A 16865-nucleotide genomic window follows, 5' to 3' on the forward strand; every position below is an offset into this window, starting at 1 on the left:
CGCCGCCCCCGCCAGCGCGCGTGCCGCCGCCGCTCCGTCCGGCGGCGTGCCGCTGCCGCGCTCGCTGCCCTGGCAGGGTTCACGCGCTCCGGAGCCGGAGGCCGCACCGGTGGTCACCTCGGCACCTCGGGCGATCGAGAGCGTCGAGCTCGCCCTCCCTACCGGACAGCGGCTCCGGGTGACCGGCAAGGTCGTGCTGGGTCGGCAGCCCTCCGATACGGCCCGCACGATGGGTGCGCGCCCCGTGCCCGTCACCGACGACAGCAGGTCGGTGTCGCGGGTGCACCTGTTCCTCGAGGTCGCCGACGGCAAGGTGACGGTCGCCGACGCCGGGTCCGCCAACGGCTCGCGACTGCAGCGCGGGAGCACGGTCTACCAGCTCGAGTCGGGGGGAAGCCCGGCTCAGGCTGCGCCCGGCGATGTGGTCTGGCTGGGTGACCTCTCCGTGTCGATCCTCGCCTGAGCGGGACTGCGTCGGTCGGGCCGAGGAGCGCGCCCGTCTACCCTGGAAGCGATGGCTCATCTACTCGGCGCTGAGGCGCTTCATGTCGAGTTCCCGACGAAGGTCGTGTTCGACTCCGTGACCCTCGGTCTCAACGAGGGCGACCGCGTCGGCATCGTCGGGCGTAACGGAGACGGCAAGTCGACGCTGCTGAAACTGCTCGCAGGGACGATGACACCCGATTCGGGGCGGGTCACCCGGGTGGGCGGGCTGCGGGTCGGGGTCCTCGATCAACAGGACACGCTCGACGACGCTGACACGATCGGTCACGCGGTCGTCGGCGACGCGGCCGAGCACGAATGGGCCGGCGACGCGCGGACCCGCGACGTGATCGCCGGGCTCCTGGCCGACCTGCCCTGGGACGCCCCGATCGGTTCGCTCTCGGGCGGCCAGCGCCGCCGCGTCGCGCTCGCGCGCCTCCTCGCCGGGGACTGGGACGTCCTCGCTCTCGACGAGCCCACCAACCATCTCGACGTCGAGGCGATCGCCTGGCTCGCCGAGCACCTGAAGCGCCGGTGGACGCCGCAGGCGGGCGCGCTCCTGGTCGTCACTCACGACCGGTGGTTCCTCGACGAGGTCTGCACACGCACGTGGGAAGTGCACGACCGCATCGTCGAGCCCTTCGAAGGAGGCTACGCCGCCTACATCCTGCAGCGCGTCGAGCGCGACCGGCAGGCCGCTTCCATCGAGGCGCGTCGGCAGAACCTCGCGCGCAAAGAGCTCGCGTGGCTCCGGCGCGGCGCTCCCGCCCGCACGTCCAAGCCGAAGTTCCGGATCGAGGCGGCCAACGTCCTGATCGCCGACGTCCCCGAGCTGCGCGACCGCGTCTCGCTCCAGTCGCTCGCCGTCTCCCGGCTCGGCAAAGACGTCGTCGACCTCCTCGATGCCGGCGTCACCTACCCCGCGACGCCCGACAGTCCGCCGCGGACGGTGCTGACCGACGTGGAGTGGCGCGTCGCGCCCGGCGAGCGGACGGGGATCCTCGGGGTCAACGGCGCCGGCAAGTCCACGCTGCTGGGCCTCATCGCCGGCACGGTGCAGCCGACCTCGGGCAGGGTCAAGCGCGGGAAGACGGTCAAGGTCGCCGTGCTCACCCAGCGCATGGACGAGCTGGATCCGCACCTCGACGAGCCGGTGCGCATCGTCGTGTCGCGCCTGCGCACGAGCTACACGTTCGGGGCCGGGTCGAAGGCGCAAGAGCTGACCCCGGGGCAGCTCCTCGAGCGGATGGGGTTTTCTTCCGCACAACTGTCCACGCCCGTCCGCGATCTGTCCGGCGGTCAGAAGCGGCGGCTGCAGTTGCTGCTCATCCTCCTCGACCAGCCGAACGTCCTCATCCTGGACGAGCCGACCAACGACCTCGACACCGACATGCTCGCCGCCATCGAGGAGCTGCTGGACGGGTGGGCGGGAACGCTCCTGGTCGTCTCGCACGACCGCTACTTCATGGAGCGCGTCACCGATCAGCAGTACGCGATCCTCGATCACCGCCTGCGTCACCTCCCGGGCGGGGTGGACGAGTACCTGCGGCTGCGTCAGCTGCAGCGCGACCGGCCCGCCAACCCCACCCCGGCCGCGTCCGCGCCCGCATCGACGTCCGCCCCGGAGCTCTCCGGAGCGGCGCGGCGCGCCGCTCAGAAAGAGCTGCAGGCGATCGAGCGCCGGCTCGCCAAGCTCACGGCGCAGGCCGCGGCCGACCGCACTGCTCTCGCCGACCACGATCAGGCCGACTATGTGGGGCTGGGGGAGAAGATGCGCGCGATCGGTGAGGTCGAGGCGGAGGTGGCGACGCTGGAGGAGCGGTGGTTGGAGCTCTCCGAGGCCGTGGAGTGACCTCGGCGAGCATCGATCGGACGCCGATCAGGTGTCGAATCCGAGGCTGAGCTTGCGGAGGAGCCCCGCCAACCGGTCGCGGTCGCTACGGGAGAGCACCGCCAGCAGAATGGCCTCGGCGTCGACCAGGCGGGTGATGGCGGCGTCGACGCGTGTTCGCCCGTCTCCCGTGAGGGTGACCAGGACGCTCCGGCCATCAGCGGGATCGGCCTCCCGCCGCACGAGTCGTCGGCCGACGAGCCGGTCGATGCGGTTCGTCATCGTGCCGCTGGAGACGAGCGTCTGCTGCAGCAACTGCTTGGGGCTCAGCTGGTAGGGGTCACCGGCTCGGCGCAACGCCGACAACACGTCCCACTCCCATGGCTCCAGTTCGCTGCGGCGGAACGCCTCGCGGCGGGCTCGGTCGAGATGACGCGAGAGCCGATCGACGCGCGAGAGCACCTCGAGTGGGGAGAAGTCGAGGTCGGGACGCTGGCGTGTCCACGCGTCGACGATCCGGTCGACCTCGTCGTGCTCTGCTGTCACGATGCCCATTATCCCGGTCTGCGGCCGGGTGGCGTGCGCCCGTCCGCCGGTGCGCGCGTCTCGCTGTGGGTGGGCGGGCATGGCAGACTTGTCGGGCGGCCACCGGCCCGCCCGCTTCACGAGAAGTGGCGACCGGGGCGCCGCGGTCCGCCGTGGTGTAATGGCAGCACGACAGCCTTTGGAGCTGTGAGGTCTAGGTTCGAGTCCTGGCGGCGGAGCATGACAGAGAACGCGCTCGACGCCTCCCTCGCCGTCGTCATCCTCGCCGCAGGGCAGGGCACCCGGATGCGTTCGTCTCTCCCGAAGGTGCTGCACCGGATCGGGGGGCGCCCCTTGGTGGGGCACGTGCTCGACACCGCACGGGATCTCGCCCCCGCCCATGTCGTCGTGGTCGTCCGACACGAGCGCGATCTCGTGGCTGAAGCCGTCCTTGGCGTCTCCGACGAGGTGATCGTCGTCGATCAGGACGAGATTCCCGGAACCGGGCGCGCGGTGGAGGTCGCGTTGAGTCATCTCCGCGACTTCGAGGGGGACGTGCTCGTGCTCAGCGGCGACGTCCCGCTCCTCGACGCCGACGCCTTGATGCCCTTCCTCGCCGCCCATCGCGCGGCCTCCTCGGCCGCGACGCTCCTGAGCGCGGTGCTGGAGGACCCGACCGGATACGGCCGGGTGCTGCGGGACGAGAACGGTGCCGTCGCGCAGATCGTCGAGCAGAAGGACGCCACGTCAGACCAGGCGGCGGTGCGCGAGGTCAACGCGGGGGTCTACCTGTTCCAGGCCGGGCCCCTCCGTGCGGAGCTCGAGCGGGTCGGGACCGACAACGCGCAGGGAGAGAAGTACCTCACCGACGTGATCGGGATGCTCCGCGCCGATGCGTACGAGGTGTCCGCCTCGATCGTGGCCGACATCACCTCCGTCATGGGCGTGAACGACCGCGTGCAGCTGAGTGAGGCCGCCCGGGCGCTCAACGCCCGGACGGTCCGCAAGTGGCAGCTCGCGGGTGTGACGGTGCAGGACCCGGCCTCCACCTGGATCGATGTGACCGCGACGCTCGCCCCCGACGTCACCGTGCTTCCCCACACGCAGATCCTGCGGGCGACCGTCATCGGCGAAGGCGCCGTCGTTGGCCCGGACACCACTCTGGAGGACTGCGAGGTCGGCGCGGGGGCCACGGTGCGGCGCTCTGACGCGACGCTCGCCGTGATCGGCGAAGGGGCCTCAGTGGGGCCGTTCGCCTACCTGCGTCCCGGCACGCAGCTGGGAGCCCGAGGCAAGATCGGCACGTTCGTGGAGACGAAGAACTCCACGATCGGCGAGGGCAGCAAGGTCCCGCACCTCTCCTACATCGGCGACACCACCATCGGCCGCGGCGTCAACCTCGGTGCGGGAGCCATCACCGCCAACTACGACGACATCGCCAAGCACCGCACCGAGATCGGTGACGAGGTCCACTCGGGGTCGCACAACGTGTTCGTCGCGCCCGTTAGGATCGGAGATGGCGCCAAGACGGGTGCCGGTGCGGTCATCCGCAAGGATGTTCCCGCTGGTGCGCTGGCACTGAGCGTGGCCCCTCAGCGAAACGTCGAGGGGTGGGTCGAGAACCACCGACCGGGGACTGGAGCGGCCGAGGCCGCGGCCCGTGCTCGGTCTGCAGAGAAAGCGGACGATGTCGCGCAAGAAGAAAGCCACTGAGCCCGATCGGGACGACATCGCTCCCGGACTGGTCGTGAAGACCAAGAAGCGGCTCGTGGTCGCCGCGGGAAGCTCCCATCCGGAGCTTGCGCGGGAGGTCGCCTCGGAGCTCGGCTCGACACTCGTGCCCACCGAGCACCGCACCTTCGCATCGGGCGAGATCCTCACCCGCTTCGAGGTGTCGATCCGGGGGTGCGACATCTTCCTCATCCAGTCCTTCGGGCCCCCGGTCAACGAATGGCTGATGGAACTGCTCATCATGCTCGACGCCGCAAAGCGCGCCTCGGCGAAGCGGATCTCCGTGGTCGCGCCGTACTACCCGTACTCGCGGCAGGACAAGAAGGGCCGCGGACGCGAGCCGATCAGTGCGCGACTGGTGGCCGACCTCCTCAAGACCGCCGGCGCCGATCGGGTCATGAGCGTCGACCTGCACGCCGCCCAGATCCAGGGGTTCTTCGACGGTCCGGTGGACCATTTGTTCGCCAAACCGGTGCTGCTGGACTACTTCGAGAAGAGCCTCTCCGCCGAAGACCGTGCCAAGCTCACCGTCGTCTCGCCCGACACCGGCCGGGTTCGCGTGGCTGACACCTGGTCCGACAGTCTCGATGCTCCCCTCGCGATCATCCACAAGCGGCGTGACCCGAACGTCGCCAACCAGGTCACCGTCAACGACATCGTGGGTAACGTCGAAGGGCGCGTCTGCCTCCTCGTCGACGACATGATCGACACCGGCGGCACGATCGTCAAGGCCGCTCAGGCCCTCAAGAAGGACGGCGCGGAGCGGGTCATCGTCGCCGCGACACACGCGATCTTCAGCGACCCGGCCACCACCCGTCTTCAAGACGAGGCAATCGACGAGGTCGTGGTCACCGACACGATCCCGCTGCCGCCGGAGAAGCGGTTCCCAGGTTTGACGGTACTGCCGATCGCCCCGCTTCTGGCCCGGGCGATCAAGGAAGTGTTCGAAGACGGCTCGGTCACGAGCATGTTCGACGGCGCGGCCTGAACGAATCCGTCCCGGGCTCACCGCGGCTGGATCAGCGCGCGACGGTCACCGCGTCCGACGTTCGCGTCTTGGCGACGAAGTCGTACTTCATCCCGGTCACACGCACCGTGATCTTCTTGCCCTTGTCGGCGGCGACGACCTTGTAGGTGCGACTCCAGCTGTTCTTCGAGATGGCCTTGCCGTTGCGATACCACTGGTAGTCCACGCGATCGGCATCCGGGGTCCACGCGGCGGCCGTCGCAGCGTCGGCGCGCAACGTCATCCCCACGGTCACCTTCTTCTTTCCGCCGGGCAGCGTGATGCGCGGCTTCGGCGTCTTGTCGAACTGGTCGAGCACCGTGCGAACGCCGCGCAGCTGGAGGACTGCCTTCCGGGTGCCCGGTCCCTTGGCGATCAGGAGCACACGGATGACTTTCCCGGTGCTGTCACGTGGCAGCGTGGCGGTCTTCTTCGTGCTGAGGACACGCCAGGTGCCGTCGAGCTCGCGCAGCTCCCATCGATACGTGAGTGAGGTGGGTTTCGGGGAGAACTTCGACCGGTAATAGAGGTCCTGGAGCTTCGCGGTCAGTTTTGCTCCCGCCAGCGGCGTCGGGGAGATCGTGATGCCGTAGTTCTTGACACGGCTTCCGTAGCCTCCCGGCACCGAGGCGGAACCCGTCGGAGAGGCGAGATATCCCGCCCAGATCGGCGATGTGAAGCCGGCGGCATCCTTGGGGTAGAACACGGAGAACCCGTTGCCGACTCCGAACGGCGCCGACCCGTTCCATCCGCCTCCTCCCGGGCTCACGATGTAGCTGCCGAGTTCCGACATCTGCGGGGCGTTTCCCCGGAAGGTCACCTTGCGGAGCGGATGATTCCACCCGCTAGATCCGGCCATGCGGTCCTGATCGAACGCGCTGGTGCCGATCCAGGTGACCGTCGTCGGGATCGTCACCGAGGGCAGAGCGTTCCCGTAAAAGGCGAAGTCGTCGATCGATTCGATGCCCTCGGGGAGGGTGAGCTTCGTCGCAGGGAGGGGAGAGTAGTCCGGGAGCACGTAGGTCACCGGGCCGGCGAAGGCTCCGTAGCCGACGCGCGTCACCCGATAGGACCGGTCGGCGACCGTGATCTTCGCCGGGATCGCGATGGTCTTCTTCCGCTTCCCGCTCCAGCCCGTGACGGTCGCCGTGCGCGTGGCGGTGTCGAGCTGGTATGCGTAGGCCCCCACCTTCTTGGACGTCACGGACGTGGGTGCCGGCGCTGTCGTCGAGGTGGTCGCCGAGGTCGCGGCCGCGGGCGGAGCGACGGCCGGCGGGGCGAAGCCGACCGCGGCGAGAGTCGCGACGATGAGCACGGGCAGGAGGCGGCCGAAGCGAGCCCGCGGGCGTGAGCGCATGGAGCCAAAGATACAGTTCGCTGGGCCCGGTTCCACACGCATATGATCGCGACATGGGCGCCGCTACGACTTCCTCCGATTTCACTGTCGATGCACCGTTCGCGCTCGACGTCGATAGCATCGTCGAGGCGCTGGGCACCGCGTCCGGAGGATTGAGCGCCGCGGAGGCGCGATCGCGCCTGGCGTCGGTCGGCCCCAACGTCCTGCCGGAGCCCCGTCGGGTTCCCGCGTGGCTGCGCTTCCTCGGTCACTTCAACGACACGCTCATCTACATCCTGCTGGGTGCCGCGGCGATCAAGGCGATCATGGCCGACTGGCTCGATTTCTGGGTCATCATGGCGGTCGCGATCATCAACGCCGTCATCGGCTTCCTCCAGGAGGGTCGTGCCGAGAAGGCGCTGGCCGGCATCCGGGGCATGCTGTCCACCGATGCCGACGTGTGGCGGGACGGGGAGTGGGCACGTATCCCCGCAGCCGACCTCGTGCCCGGTGACATCGTCCGCCTCGCCCCCGGCGACAAGGTCCCCGCCGATGTGCGGCTCGTCCAGGTGGCGCAATTGCGTATCGAGGAGGCCGCGCTCACCGGCGAGTCCGTGCCGTCGTCGAAGCAGATCGAGGCGGTGCCCAGTGACTCCGGGGTCGGCGACCGGGCCTCGATGGCGTTCTCGGGCACGATCGTCTCGGCCGGGCAAGGCCGCGGCATCGTGACGGCAACCGGCGCTGCCACCGAGATCGGCAAGATCCAGTCGCTGGTGGGCGGAGCCGGAACGCTGCAGACCCCTCTCACCGGGCAGCTCGCCCGATTCGGCAAAGTCCTGACCCTCGTCATCCTCGGCATGGCCGTCGCGATGATGCTCATCGGGCGTTTCCTTCACGCCATGCCGTTCGCCGACCTCATCTCCGCCACGATCGGCTTCGCCGTCGCGGCGATCCCCGAGGGGCTCCCGGCGCTGGTGACGATCACCCTCGCGATCGGCGTTCAGCAGATGGCGCGGCGCCGCGCGATCACGCGCAAGCTGCCGGCGGTGGAAGCGCTCGGCTCGGTCACGACGGTCTGCTCTGACAAGACCGGGACCCTCACCAAGAACGAGATGACCGTTCGCCGCCTCGTGACACCCGTCGCGCGGTACGAGGCCACCGGTCTCGGGTACGACCCCGCGGGCGAGATCATCGGAGCGTCGTCGGGCGACGACCTGCGGGCCCTGCTCGCGGTGGCCGATCTCTGCAATGACGCGCACGTCACCCGACGCGAGGACGGATGGACGCTCGTGGGGGAGCCCACGGAGGGCGCGCTGAAGGTCGTCGCAATGAAGGGAGGCACCGGCGGCAGCCCGCGCTCCCGTCGCATCGGTGTGGTGCCCTTCGACTCGGCGAACAAGTTCATGGCCACCCTCCAGGAATCCTCCGACGGCGCCCGCGCGATCCTCGTCAAGGGCGCGCCGGATCGCCTCCTCGACCGCTCGCTCACCCAGCGCGGCGCCGATGGGGCGGAGCCCCTCGACCGGGCCTTCTGGGAAGCGGCGATCGACGAGTTGAGCGGAGAGGGTCTGCGGGTGCTCGCGGCGGCGCGAAAGGCCACCCGCGCCGATGAGGTCACCGAGGACGATCTCCAGGACCTCGAGTTCCTGGGCCTCTGGGGCATCCTCGATCCGCCTCGTCCCGAGGCGGTGGAGGCAATCGCCGACTGCCACCACGCCGGGATCCGCGTCAAGATGATCACGGGGGATCACGCCGGAACGGCCGTCGCGATCAGCCGCGAGATGGGACTCGCCACGGGTGAGGTCGCCGTGCTCACGGGGGCCCAGCTCGAAGAGATGTCGCAGGAGCAGCTGAAGGCCGCCGTCGTCGACGTCGACGTCTACGCCCGGACCAGTCCCGAGCACAAGATCCGCATCGTCCGTGCTCTCCAGGCGCGTGGCGAAGTGGTCGCGATGACCGGCGATGGCGTCAACGACGCTCCCGCCCTCACCCGCGCCGACGTCGGCATCGCCATGGGGATCAAGGGCACCGAAGCCACCAAGGAGGCGGCCGAGATCGTCCTGGCCGATGACAACTTCGCGACGATCCGCAGCGCCATCCGCGAGGGCCGCCGCATCTACGACAACCTGCGCAAGTCGGTCGTGTTCCTCCTCCCCACCAACGGCGCCCAGTCCCTGGTCATCCTCGTCGCCGTGGTGTTCGGCCTCACGCTTCCGCTCACGCCCGTGCAGGTGCTGTGGGTCAACATGGTCACCGCGGTGACGCTCTCCTTGGCCCTCGCCTACGAGCCGGCCGAACGCGGGATCATGGACCGCCCGCCGCGCCCGACGGGCGGCTCGCTGATCGATCGGCGGGAACTGGGCTTCGTCCTGGTGGTCTCTCTCCTGATCGGCGGCGCGACGCTGGCGGTGTTCTGGATCGCGACGGGCCGGGGTGTCGACCTCGACACGGCACGCACGGAGGCCGTCACCATGCTAGCGCTCGGCCAGCTCGCCTATCTGCTCAACTGCCGGTTCCTCGGTCGCAGCTCGCTCACGCTGGATGTGGTGCGAGGGAACCCTGTGGTGTGGATCGCCGCGGGAGCCCTCGTGCTGTTCCAGCTGCTCTACACCTACGTGCCCTTCCTGAACGACCTGTTCGGCTCGCGACCGCTCGATCTCGTGGGATGGCTCCTGCCGGTGGTGTTCTCGGTCGTCGTCTTCCTCGCGGTCGAAGTGCTCAAGGCACTCCGGCGTGGGGGAGCCCGGCGCACCGGAGCGAACGCCTCCTCGGCGTTCACTGCAAATGCATAGCCCTGCATAGGCTTTTGCCGACCTGGCGCCGGATAGCGTGGATTTCGCCCCCGCGACGCGGCCGGGCACGACAGAAGGAGGACCGTCATGATCCGCACCACCGCCGTTCCCCGCTCCGTTCGCGTCGGCACAGCCGCTGCCTCCGTCGTCGGCATCGCCGTGCTGGCCGGCTGCGCCGCCTCCACGACTCCGGCGACCTCGGAGACCGACCCCTCGGCGTCCGCGACATCGCCCTCCACGACATCACCGAGCTCGGCAACGACCGAGTCCGGAACCGACGGCACCGCGACGACGTCGGCGTACACCGATGGGACCTATACCGCTGAGGGTTCCTACGCGACTCCGGAGTCGGTGGAGACCATTTCGGTCACGGTCACGATCGCCGATGACGTCGTTACCTCCGTCGAGGTCACCGGAAACCCGACCAAGCGCGAGTCGGAGGAGTACCAGGCGAAGTTCATCGGGGGAATCAAGGACGAGGTCGTCGGCAAGAACATCGACGAGATCTCCGTGTCCCGCGTGGCGGGCTCCTCGCTCACCAGTGGCGGATTCAACGAGGCGATCGACACGATCAAGGCCGAAGCGGCCGCGTGATGAGCGCGGCCGCCGGCGGCCGGTGGGAGTTCTCGGCGATCGGCACGCAGTGGCAGATCGACACTGCCGTCGCGTTGTCGGCACAGGCCCGCAGGCGCGTCGAGCGGACGATCGACGAGTTCGACCGCGACTGGTCGCGCTTTCGTGACGACTCGCTGGTGTCGGCGCTCGCAGCGGTTCCCGGCCGCGTGCCCGCGCCCGCGGACACCGAGGCGTTGCTCGACCTCTACCGGGAGCTCGATGTCGCCACGCACGGCGCGGTGAACCCGTTGATCGGCGACGTGCTGCACCGGCGGGGGTATGGGGCCGGATACACGCTCGTCGACCACGGTGCGGCGCCTGCGCGACCGTGGCGGGAGATCGTGCGGTGGGGTGAGGGCCGTCTCGAACTGTCGGAGGCGGCGACCCTCGATGTCGGCGCCATCGGGAAGGGGCGGCTCGTCGACCGCGTGGTCGCCGACCTGCGCCGTGAGGTGTCGGGGCCGCTCACGGTCGACGCGAGCGGGGACATCGCCGTGCACGGTCATTCCGAGCGGATCGCCCTCGAGCACCCCTTCGACCCCGCGCGTGCCATCGGGACCTGGACGGTGCAGGATCGGTCGCTCTGCGCGTCGGCGGTCAACCGCCGGGCGTGGGGAGACGGCCTCCACCATGTGCTCGATGCCCGCACAGGCCAGCCGGTACGGGCGATCGCCGCGACCTGGGCCGTCGCGCCGGACACGATGGTGGCCGACGCCGTCGCCACCGCCCTCTTCTTCGACGGGGGACCCGCCTTCGCTCACCGCAGGGGAGTGGAATGGGTCCGTATGACCACCGACGGCCGCCTGGAGTGGTCGCCCGACTGTAAGGCAGAGTTGTTCTCGTGATCTCCTCCCTCACTGCGGCCTGGAATCGCCTGTTCGCCGTCCTCGGCCGCATCTCGATGTACCGGCTCGTGCTCTTCTCGCTCGCCTGCCTGGCGGTGATCGCGTTCGTCATCTCCTTCTTCGGCGTGCTCGCCCCCACGCCCCTCGACCTGCTCGCGACGTACGCCGTGCTCGCCGTCGCCTGCACGGTCACCGACGCCGTCGCGCACCGCGTGCTGCGCACCTCGTGGCGGTGGGAATCCACCCTCATCACGGTTCTCATCCTGCTGTTCGTGCTGCGGCCGACGGTCGATCCCCTCGCTCTGTGCGGGGTCGCGGTGGCCGGTGTCGTGGCCTCCGCCTCGAAGTACCTCCTCGCCTGGCAGGGCCGTCACATCTTCAATCCGGCCGCCGTCGGTGCCACCGTCCTCACGATTCTGAGCATCTGGTTCCCCGGGCTGGGTTCATCGGCCTGGTGGGTGGGCTCACCGGCCCTCGCCGGACCCGTGGTGCTGCTCGGCCTCCTCGTGCTCATACGCACGGAGAAGGTGCGCGTGGTGGCGGTCTTCCTCGTGATCGCCGTCACGGTCGCGCTCTTGCGCACCGCCACCCAGTTCCAAGCGGCGGGGCTGGAGGTCGACGGCGGGACGCTGTTCTGGCAGATCCTGTGGTCTTCGCCGTTCCTCTTCCTCGGTGCGTTCATGCTCTCCGAACCGTTGACGCTCCCACCGCGACGTTGGCAGCAGTTCGCCGTCGCCGTGGTCGTCGGTGCCCTGGCTGGATGGCCCCTCACCATCGGGGAGATCACCCTCGGTCAGGAGCGCGCGCTCCTGGTGGGCAACCTCCTGGCCTTCGTGTTCGCATTCCGCTCCGCCGTGCGCCTGACGCTCGTCGAGCGCGTCGTCCTCACTCCCACCGTGCGAGAGCTCGTCTTCCGCGCGGGTCGGCGCTTCCGCTTCACGGCGGGTCAGTACCTCGAGCTCGAGGTGCCGCATTCCCGGCCCGACGCGCGCGGGACGCGGCGCGAGTTCAGCATCGTCTCGGCGCCGGAGGAGCTGCCGACCGTCCGGATCGCGTTGCGCGAGGGTTCGCAGTCCAGCTACAAGAAGGCCCTCGCCCTCGTCGAGCCGGGGCAGTCCCTGGCCGTCACCGGGGTCTGGGGTGACTTCGTCCTTCCGGCCAAGCCCACGAGCCCGGTCCTCATGGTGGCCGCCGGGATCGGCGTCACCCCCTTCGTGTCGCAGTTGCGCCATCTGCGGCTCTCTGGCGAGGATCGTGACGTCGTCTTCGTCTACGTCGCCTCCGATGCCGAGGAGCTCGCTTTCCGGGACGAACTCGAATCGTCCGGCGTCCCCGTGATCGTCTTCACGCGCAACGAGCCGGCCACCCTCCCGCCGCACTGGCGGTGGGGACAGGGGGCGCGCCTGGACGCGACCGCGCTCGTGACCATGGTCCCCGACATCGGCGCACGGCACGCCTACGCCTCGGGTCCGCCACGCCTGATCGCCGAGCTCGCACCGGCGCTCGAGAAGGCGCGGTCGCTCACGACGGACGCGTTCTCGGGATACTGACGAGTGGGGGCGAGCCCGCGACCGGACCGGCAAGGGAATCGTTCGCGGGGATGCGAGGGTGACCTCGCCGCACGACATCTCCCTGCCGCGGACGCTGCTGCGAACGGGACACTCCCGGGCCTCGGCATCGGCGGTCGGTACGAGTGGCAGAGCTCGCCGTCTCAGGCGGCGGAGAGATCGTTCGTGGCGGGTTCGGCCGGACGGGCGGGAAGGCGAACCTCGAACGTCGTCGATCCGGGCTCGCTGAAGACCTCGATCGTGCCGGCGTGGGCAGAGACGATCGCCTTGACGATGGACAGCCCGAGACCGCTTCCGCCGGTCTGGCGAGCGCGCGAGGTATCGGCGCGGGAGAACCGTTCGAACAGTTCATCGGCGACGGCAGGGTCGATGCCCGGGCCGTTGTCGTGGACGCGGATCACCGCCTCCGATCCCTCGCGCTCCACGGCCGCCGTGACCCGGGTGCCGCCAGGGGTGTGGATCCGGGCATTGGTCAGCAGATTGGCCACGACCTGGTGGAGTCTCGCCTCGTCGCCGGCGACCACCACGGGATCTTCCACGGCCTCGACCTGCCAGGCGTGATCGGGCCCGGCGGCCTGCGCGTCGGCAGCGGCCTCGATGACGATGCGGGTGAGGTCGACCGCGCCGTAGACGAGCTCCTTGCCCTCGTCGAGTCGCGCCAAGAGCAGGAGGTCTTCCACGAGCGTCGTCATCCGCAACGACGCGGCCTGAATACGTTCCAGTCCCTGTTCGGACTGCGCCGTTCCGGCGGCCAGGACGGCCTTCGTGGGTCGCGGTCCCGCGATTCGCAGAGCCCGCAGGGACAACTCCGAGTAACCGCGGATGGCGGCGAGCGGTGTCCGCAGCTCATGGCTGGCATCCGCGACGAACGCGCGCATGCGGTCCTCATTGCGTTGCCGAGCCGACAGGGAGGAGTCGACGTGATCGAGCAGCGTGTTCAGCGCGGCGCCGACCCGGCCGATCTCATCGGAGGCATCGGACTCGTGAGCCGGAACGCGCTCGGTGATCGTGACCTCACCGGAAGACAGCGGCATTGCGGCCACGCGGGTCGCGGTGTCGGCCACCGCGCGGAGGGGCGCGAGCGCGCGACGGATCACGAAGGCGATCACCGAGGCGAGCACGAGGAGGCCACCCAGGGTGAGGAGGGACACGGTGGTGAGGATTTGGGTGACCATGAGGGTCAGCTCCGACGTCGGCATTCCCACCGCGTAGGCCGTGTTGCCGCCCGCTCCAGCCAGTCGGAGCCGGTAGTCACCCAGTCCCGGCACCCGCGCGTTGACCCACCCTTGAGGGTCGGGGCGGCGGAGCTTGCCGATGAGGGTCGTCACCTCGTCGGATGAGAGGGCGACGACCGTGCCGTCCTCCGCCACGTACGCGGCACTCTCGCCGGTGAAGCTGCTGCTGACCACCAGGAGCGTTCCTGCGTCCTGAGGGCCGGACAGGGCGTCGGCGGCGGTGCTGGTCGGCATGACGTGCAGCCGATCGGCGGCTGCACGCACTTGCGCATCGAGGTTCTCGACCATCATCGAGCGGAGGATGGTCCCGGTGGCGAGTCCCACCATGACGAGGATGAGCGCGACGAAGGACACCACCGCGACGATCAACCTCGTCTGCAGGCTCCAGCGGCGGGCGCGTGTGCGTCGAAGAGGCCCGCTCACTGGGGTGCTTTGATCATGTAGCCGACGCCACGCACCGTGTGGATGAGCGGATCGTGGCCCGCGTCGATCTTCTTGCGGAGGTAGGAGATGTAGAGCTCCACGACGCTGGACCTCCCTCCGAAGTCGTAGTTCCAGACGCGGTCGAGGATCTGAGCCTTGGAGACCACGCGTCGCTGATTGCGCATCAGGAATCGCAGCAGCTCGAACTCCGTCGCGGTCAGCTCGATCTCGTCGCCCGCGCGATTGACTTCGTGCGAGTCCTCGTTCAGGGTCAGATCGCCCACGCGCAGGATCGGGTCGGCACCGGCCGCGGTCGCCGTGCCGGCCCGGCGCATGAGTCCGCGGAGACGAGCGACGACCTCTTCGAGGCTGAACGGCTTGGTGACGTAGTCGTCGCCGCCCGCCGTGAGGCCTGCCACGCGATCCGCGACGGCGTCCTTGGCGGTGAGGAACAGCACCGGGACGTCGTTGCCGCCGTGTCGCAGGCGCTGAAGCACCGACATGCCGTCCAGGTCGGGCATCATGATGTCCAGCACGAGCGCGTCGGGATCGAACTCGCGCGTCGCCGTCAGCGCGTCATAGCCGGACCCCGCGGTGCGGACGTCCCATCCCTCCATCCGCAGCGCCATCGACAGGAGGTCGGTCAGCATCTGCTCGTCGTCGACGACGAGCACGCGCAGGGGGGACCCGTCGGCGCGGCGGAGGGCGATGGGCGAGGGCGAAGTGGTCATGACATCCAGTGTCCGCCTCTTCCTGTGGGTCCGCTATGGAGAAGCCTATGTGATTTCTGTGAGAGGGATCCGCCCTTTCCCGGCGGGCGATGCCCGCGGCCGCATAGGCATCCCTTAAGTGCGTCACATGACCTCCAGAAGCGCCGCTCCTAACGTCGGGACATCGGCGCCATGGCTGTCGAGAGCGTGCCGGAGGAGCGCACGCCCGAGCCGGCGCGCGAATGAGGAGAGACATGTACTGGACGTACTTGCGACGCGAGCTTTCCGGTCGCACCAAGCAGACCGTGATCGTCGCGCTCGGGCTGGCGATCGCCGTGGCGCTCGTCATCATCGTCAACGCGTTGTCGGCGGGCGTCCGCGATGCGCAGGCCCAGACCCTCGAGTCCGTCTACGGCGTTGGCACCGACCTCACCGTCACCGGTGCACAGGCCGAGCCAGGAGGACGGGGAGGAGGAGGTCCGCAGTTCGACTTCGACGAAGACGGCGGTGCCACTGACGACGACGGAACGACCACCCTCAGCCAGTCTCGCCTGATGACCGACTTCCGCCGCGGAACGCTCGAGGCCGGCACTGTGCAGACGGTCGCCTCCGTCGACGGCGTCTCTGCCGCCGCCGGTGCGCTGAGCCTGACCAACACGACGTTCGACGGCGAGCTGCCGCAGCGTCCCGACTCCTCCGATGGAGAGTCTGGCCAGACTCCGCCCGAAGGCGATCCCGGCGACCAGTCGGGCGGCATGGGCGGGTTCGGCGGCGGCTCGTTCGACGTGGACTCCTTCAGCGTGCTGGGCATCGACGCGGCCGCCTCGGATGTCGGCCCGCTGTCGGCCGTGGAGCTGACCGAGGGTCGCGCCCTCGCCGACACCGATGCCGGCGCCGACGTCGCCGTGTTGGATGCCACGTACGCCGCGAGCTCGGAGCTCGCCGTGGGCGACACGATCGACGTGGGCGGTACCTCGTTCGAGATCGTCGGAATCATCGCGTCGACCTCCGCCGACGCCGACACCGCCGCGAACGTCTACATTCCGCTGGACGTGGCTCAGGATCTCTCGGGTGCGGGGGACGTGGTCTCCACCATCTACGTGCAGGCCGCCTCCAGCGACCAGATCTCTGCGGTGCAGACGGCCGTCGAGGAGGCCCTTCCCGACGCGACGGTCAGCTCGCAGGCCGAGCTCGCCTCGACGGTCTCCGGTTCGCTCGCCAGCGCAAGCTCCTTGATCACGAGCCTCGGCACGTGGCTGTCGATCATCGTGCTGGCCGTGGCGGTCGCACTGGCCGTGCTGTTCACGATCTCGGGGATCTCCCGGCGGACGCGTGAGATCGGCACCCTCAAGGCCATCGGCTGGTCCAACCGTCGCGTGATCGGCCAGGTCGCGGGCGAGTCGATCGTCCAGTCGCTGATCGGCGGAATCGCCGGCGTCCTGCTCGGCGTGGCCGGTGCGGTGGCGATCACCCTCGCCGCTCCGACCATCTCCTCGACCGGCGCCGATTCGGCCGGCGGCATGGGCCCCGGCGGAATGGGAGGAGGAGGTGGCGGCATGGGTGGCGGGTTCGGCCAACTCGCTCAGAACACCGCCGACATCACGTTGAGCGCACCGCTGTCGGTGGGAATCGTCGCCGCCGCGCTGCTGCTCGCCGTCGCAGGGGGACTGGTCGCCGGTTCCTTCGGGGGTTGGCGCGCCGCTCGACTCAGTCCCGCCGAAGCCCTTCGCGCCGTCGCATGACCACCCAACCCACTCAGGAGACA

At 69.4% G+C, this 16865-nt stretch carries 13 protein-coding genes and 1 tRNA gene; 10 read left to right on the forward strand and 4 right to left on the reverse strand.

Annotated features, from left to right (window positions below; genetic code table 11):
• The coding region (locus tag QM591_RS13450; protein ID WP_415132903.1) for an FHA domain-containing protein at positions 1 to 463 on the forward strand (463 nt) is incomplete at its 5' end.
• 51 nt (positions 464 to 514) lie between these two features.
• Complete coding sequence (locus tag QM591_RS13455; RefSeq protein WP_415132904.1) at positions 515 to 2335, forward strand: ABC-F family ATP-binding cassette domain-containing protein; 1821 nt, start codon at positions 515 to 517, stop codon at positions 2333 to 2335.
• Positions 2336 to 2362: 27 nt separating this feature from the next.
• Here the strand turns inward: QM591_RS13455 and QM591_RS13460 are convergent, their stop codons facing one another.
• Positions 2363 to 2869, reverse strand: a complete 507-nt coding sequence (locus tag QM591_RS13460; RefSeq protein ID WP_415132905.1) for a MarR family winged helix-turn-helix transcriptional regulator — start codon at positions 2867 to 2869, stop codon at positions 2363 to 2365.
• Positions 2870 to 3006: 137 nt separating this feature from the next.
• Here QM591_RS13460 and QM591_RS13465 point away from each other — a divergent pair.
• The 3 genes from QM591_RS13465 to QM591_RS13475 all read left to right on the forward strand — a co-directional run bounded on the left by QM591_RS13465 (position 3007) and on the right by QM591_RS13475 (position 5558).
• A tRNA-Gln gene (locus QM591_RS13465) sits at positions 3007 to 3078 on the forward strand.
• Between the two features lies 1 nt (position 3079).
• Entirely contained in the window at positions 3080 to 4552 is a 1473-nt protein-coding gene (gene glmU, locus QM591_RS13470) for a bifunctional UDP-N-acetylglucosamine diphosphorylase/glucosamine-1-phosphate N-acetyltransferase GlmU (protein ID WP_415132906.1), read from the forward strand.
• Positions 4527 to 5558, forward strand: a complete 1032-nt coding sequence (locus QM591_RS13475; protein ID WP_415132907.1) for a ribose-phosphate diphosphokinase — start codon at positions 4527 to 4529, stop codon at positions 5556 to 5558. The genes glmU and QM591_RS13475 overlap by 26 nt, the downstream gene beginning before the upstream one ends.
• Before the next feature lie 31 nt (positions 5559 to 5589).
• Here QM591_RS13475 and QM591_RS13480 read toward each other — a convergent pair whose 3' ends face one another.
• Positions 5590 to 6933, reverse strand: a complete 1344-nt coding sequence (locus tag QM591_RS13480; RefSeq protein WP_415132908.1) for a leucine-rich repeat protein — start codon at positions 6931 to 6933, stop codon at positions 5590 to 5592.
• A 53-nt stretch (positions 6934 to 6986) separates the two neighbouring features.
• On the opposite strand from QM591_RS13480, the gene QM591_RS13485 reads away from it, so the two are divergent.
• The 4 genes from QM591_RS13485 to QM591_RS13500 all read left to right on the forward strand — a co-directional run bounded on the left by QM591_RS13485 (position 6987) and on the right by QM591_RS13500 (position 12714).
• Entirely contained in the window at positions 6987 to 9704 is a 2718-nt protein-coding gene (locus tag QM591_RS13485) for an HAD-IC family P-type ATPase (protein ID WP_415132909.1), read from the forward strand.
• An 87-nt stretch (positions 9705 to 9791) separates the two neighbouring features.
• Entirely contained in the window at positions 9792 to 10298 is a 507-nt protein-coding gene (locus tag QM591_RS13490) for a hypothetical protein (protein ID WP_415132910.1), read from the forward strand.
• Positions 10298 to 11164 carry an FAD:protein FMN transferase gene (locus QM591_RS13495; protein ID WP_415132911.1) on the forward strand — a complete coding sequence of 289 codons (867 nt, stop codon included), beginning with the start codon at positions 10298 to 10300 and terminating at the stop codon, positions 11162 to 11164. The genes QM591_RS13490 and QM591_RS13495 overlap by 1 nt, the downstream gene beginning before the upstream one ends.
• Positions 11161 to 12714 carry an FAD-dependent oxidoreductase gene (locus QM591_RS13500; RefSeq protein WP_415132912.1) on the forward strand — a complete coding sequence of 518 codons (1554 nt, stop codon included), beginning with the start codon at positions 11161 to 11163 and terminating at the stop codon, positions 12712 to 12714. The genes QM591_RS13495 and QM591_RS13500 overlap by 4 nt, the downstream gene beginning before the upstream one ends.
• 161 nt (positions 12715 to 12875) lie before the next feature.
• Here QM591_RS13500 and QM591_RS13505 read toward each other — a convergent pair whose 3' ends face one another.
• A complete protein-coding gene (locus QM591_RS13505; RefSeq protein WP_415132914.1) occupies positions 12876 to 14390 on the reverse strand; it encodes a sensor histidine kinase in 1515 nt (504 codons plus the stop codon).
• Positions 14387 to 15121 carry a response regulator transcription factor gene (locus QM591_RS13510; RefSeq protein ID WP_415132916.1) on the reverse strand — a complete coding sequence of 245 codons (735 nt, stop codon included), beginning with the start codon at positions 15119 to 15121 and terminating at the stop codon, positions 14387 to 14389. Before QM591_RS13510 ends, QM591_RS13505 begins: the two co-directional genes overlap by 4 nt.
• Positions 15122 to 15354: 233 nt before the next feature.
• Here QM591_RS13510 and QM591_RS13515 point away from each other — a divergent pair, with 233 nt between their 5' ends.
• Positions 15355 to 16842: an ABC transporter permease gene (locus tag QM591_RS13515; RefSeq protein WP_415132918.1), complete on the forward strand. Its 1488-nt coding sequence runs from the start codon at positions 15355 to 15357 to the stop codon at positions 16840 to 16842.
• Positions 16843 to 16865 lie beyond the last annotated feature (23 nt).

Source organism: Microbacterium sp., assembly GCF_047607225.1.
Taxonomy (GTDB): Bacteria; Actinomycetota; Actinomycetes; order Actinomycetales; family Microbacteriaceae; genus Microbacterium.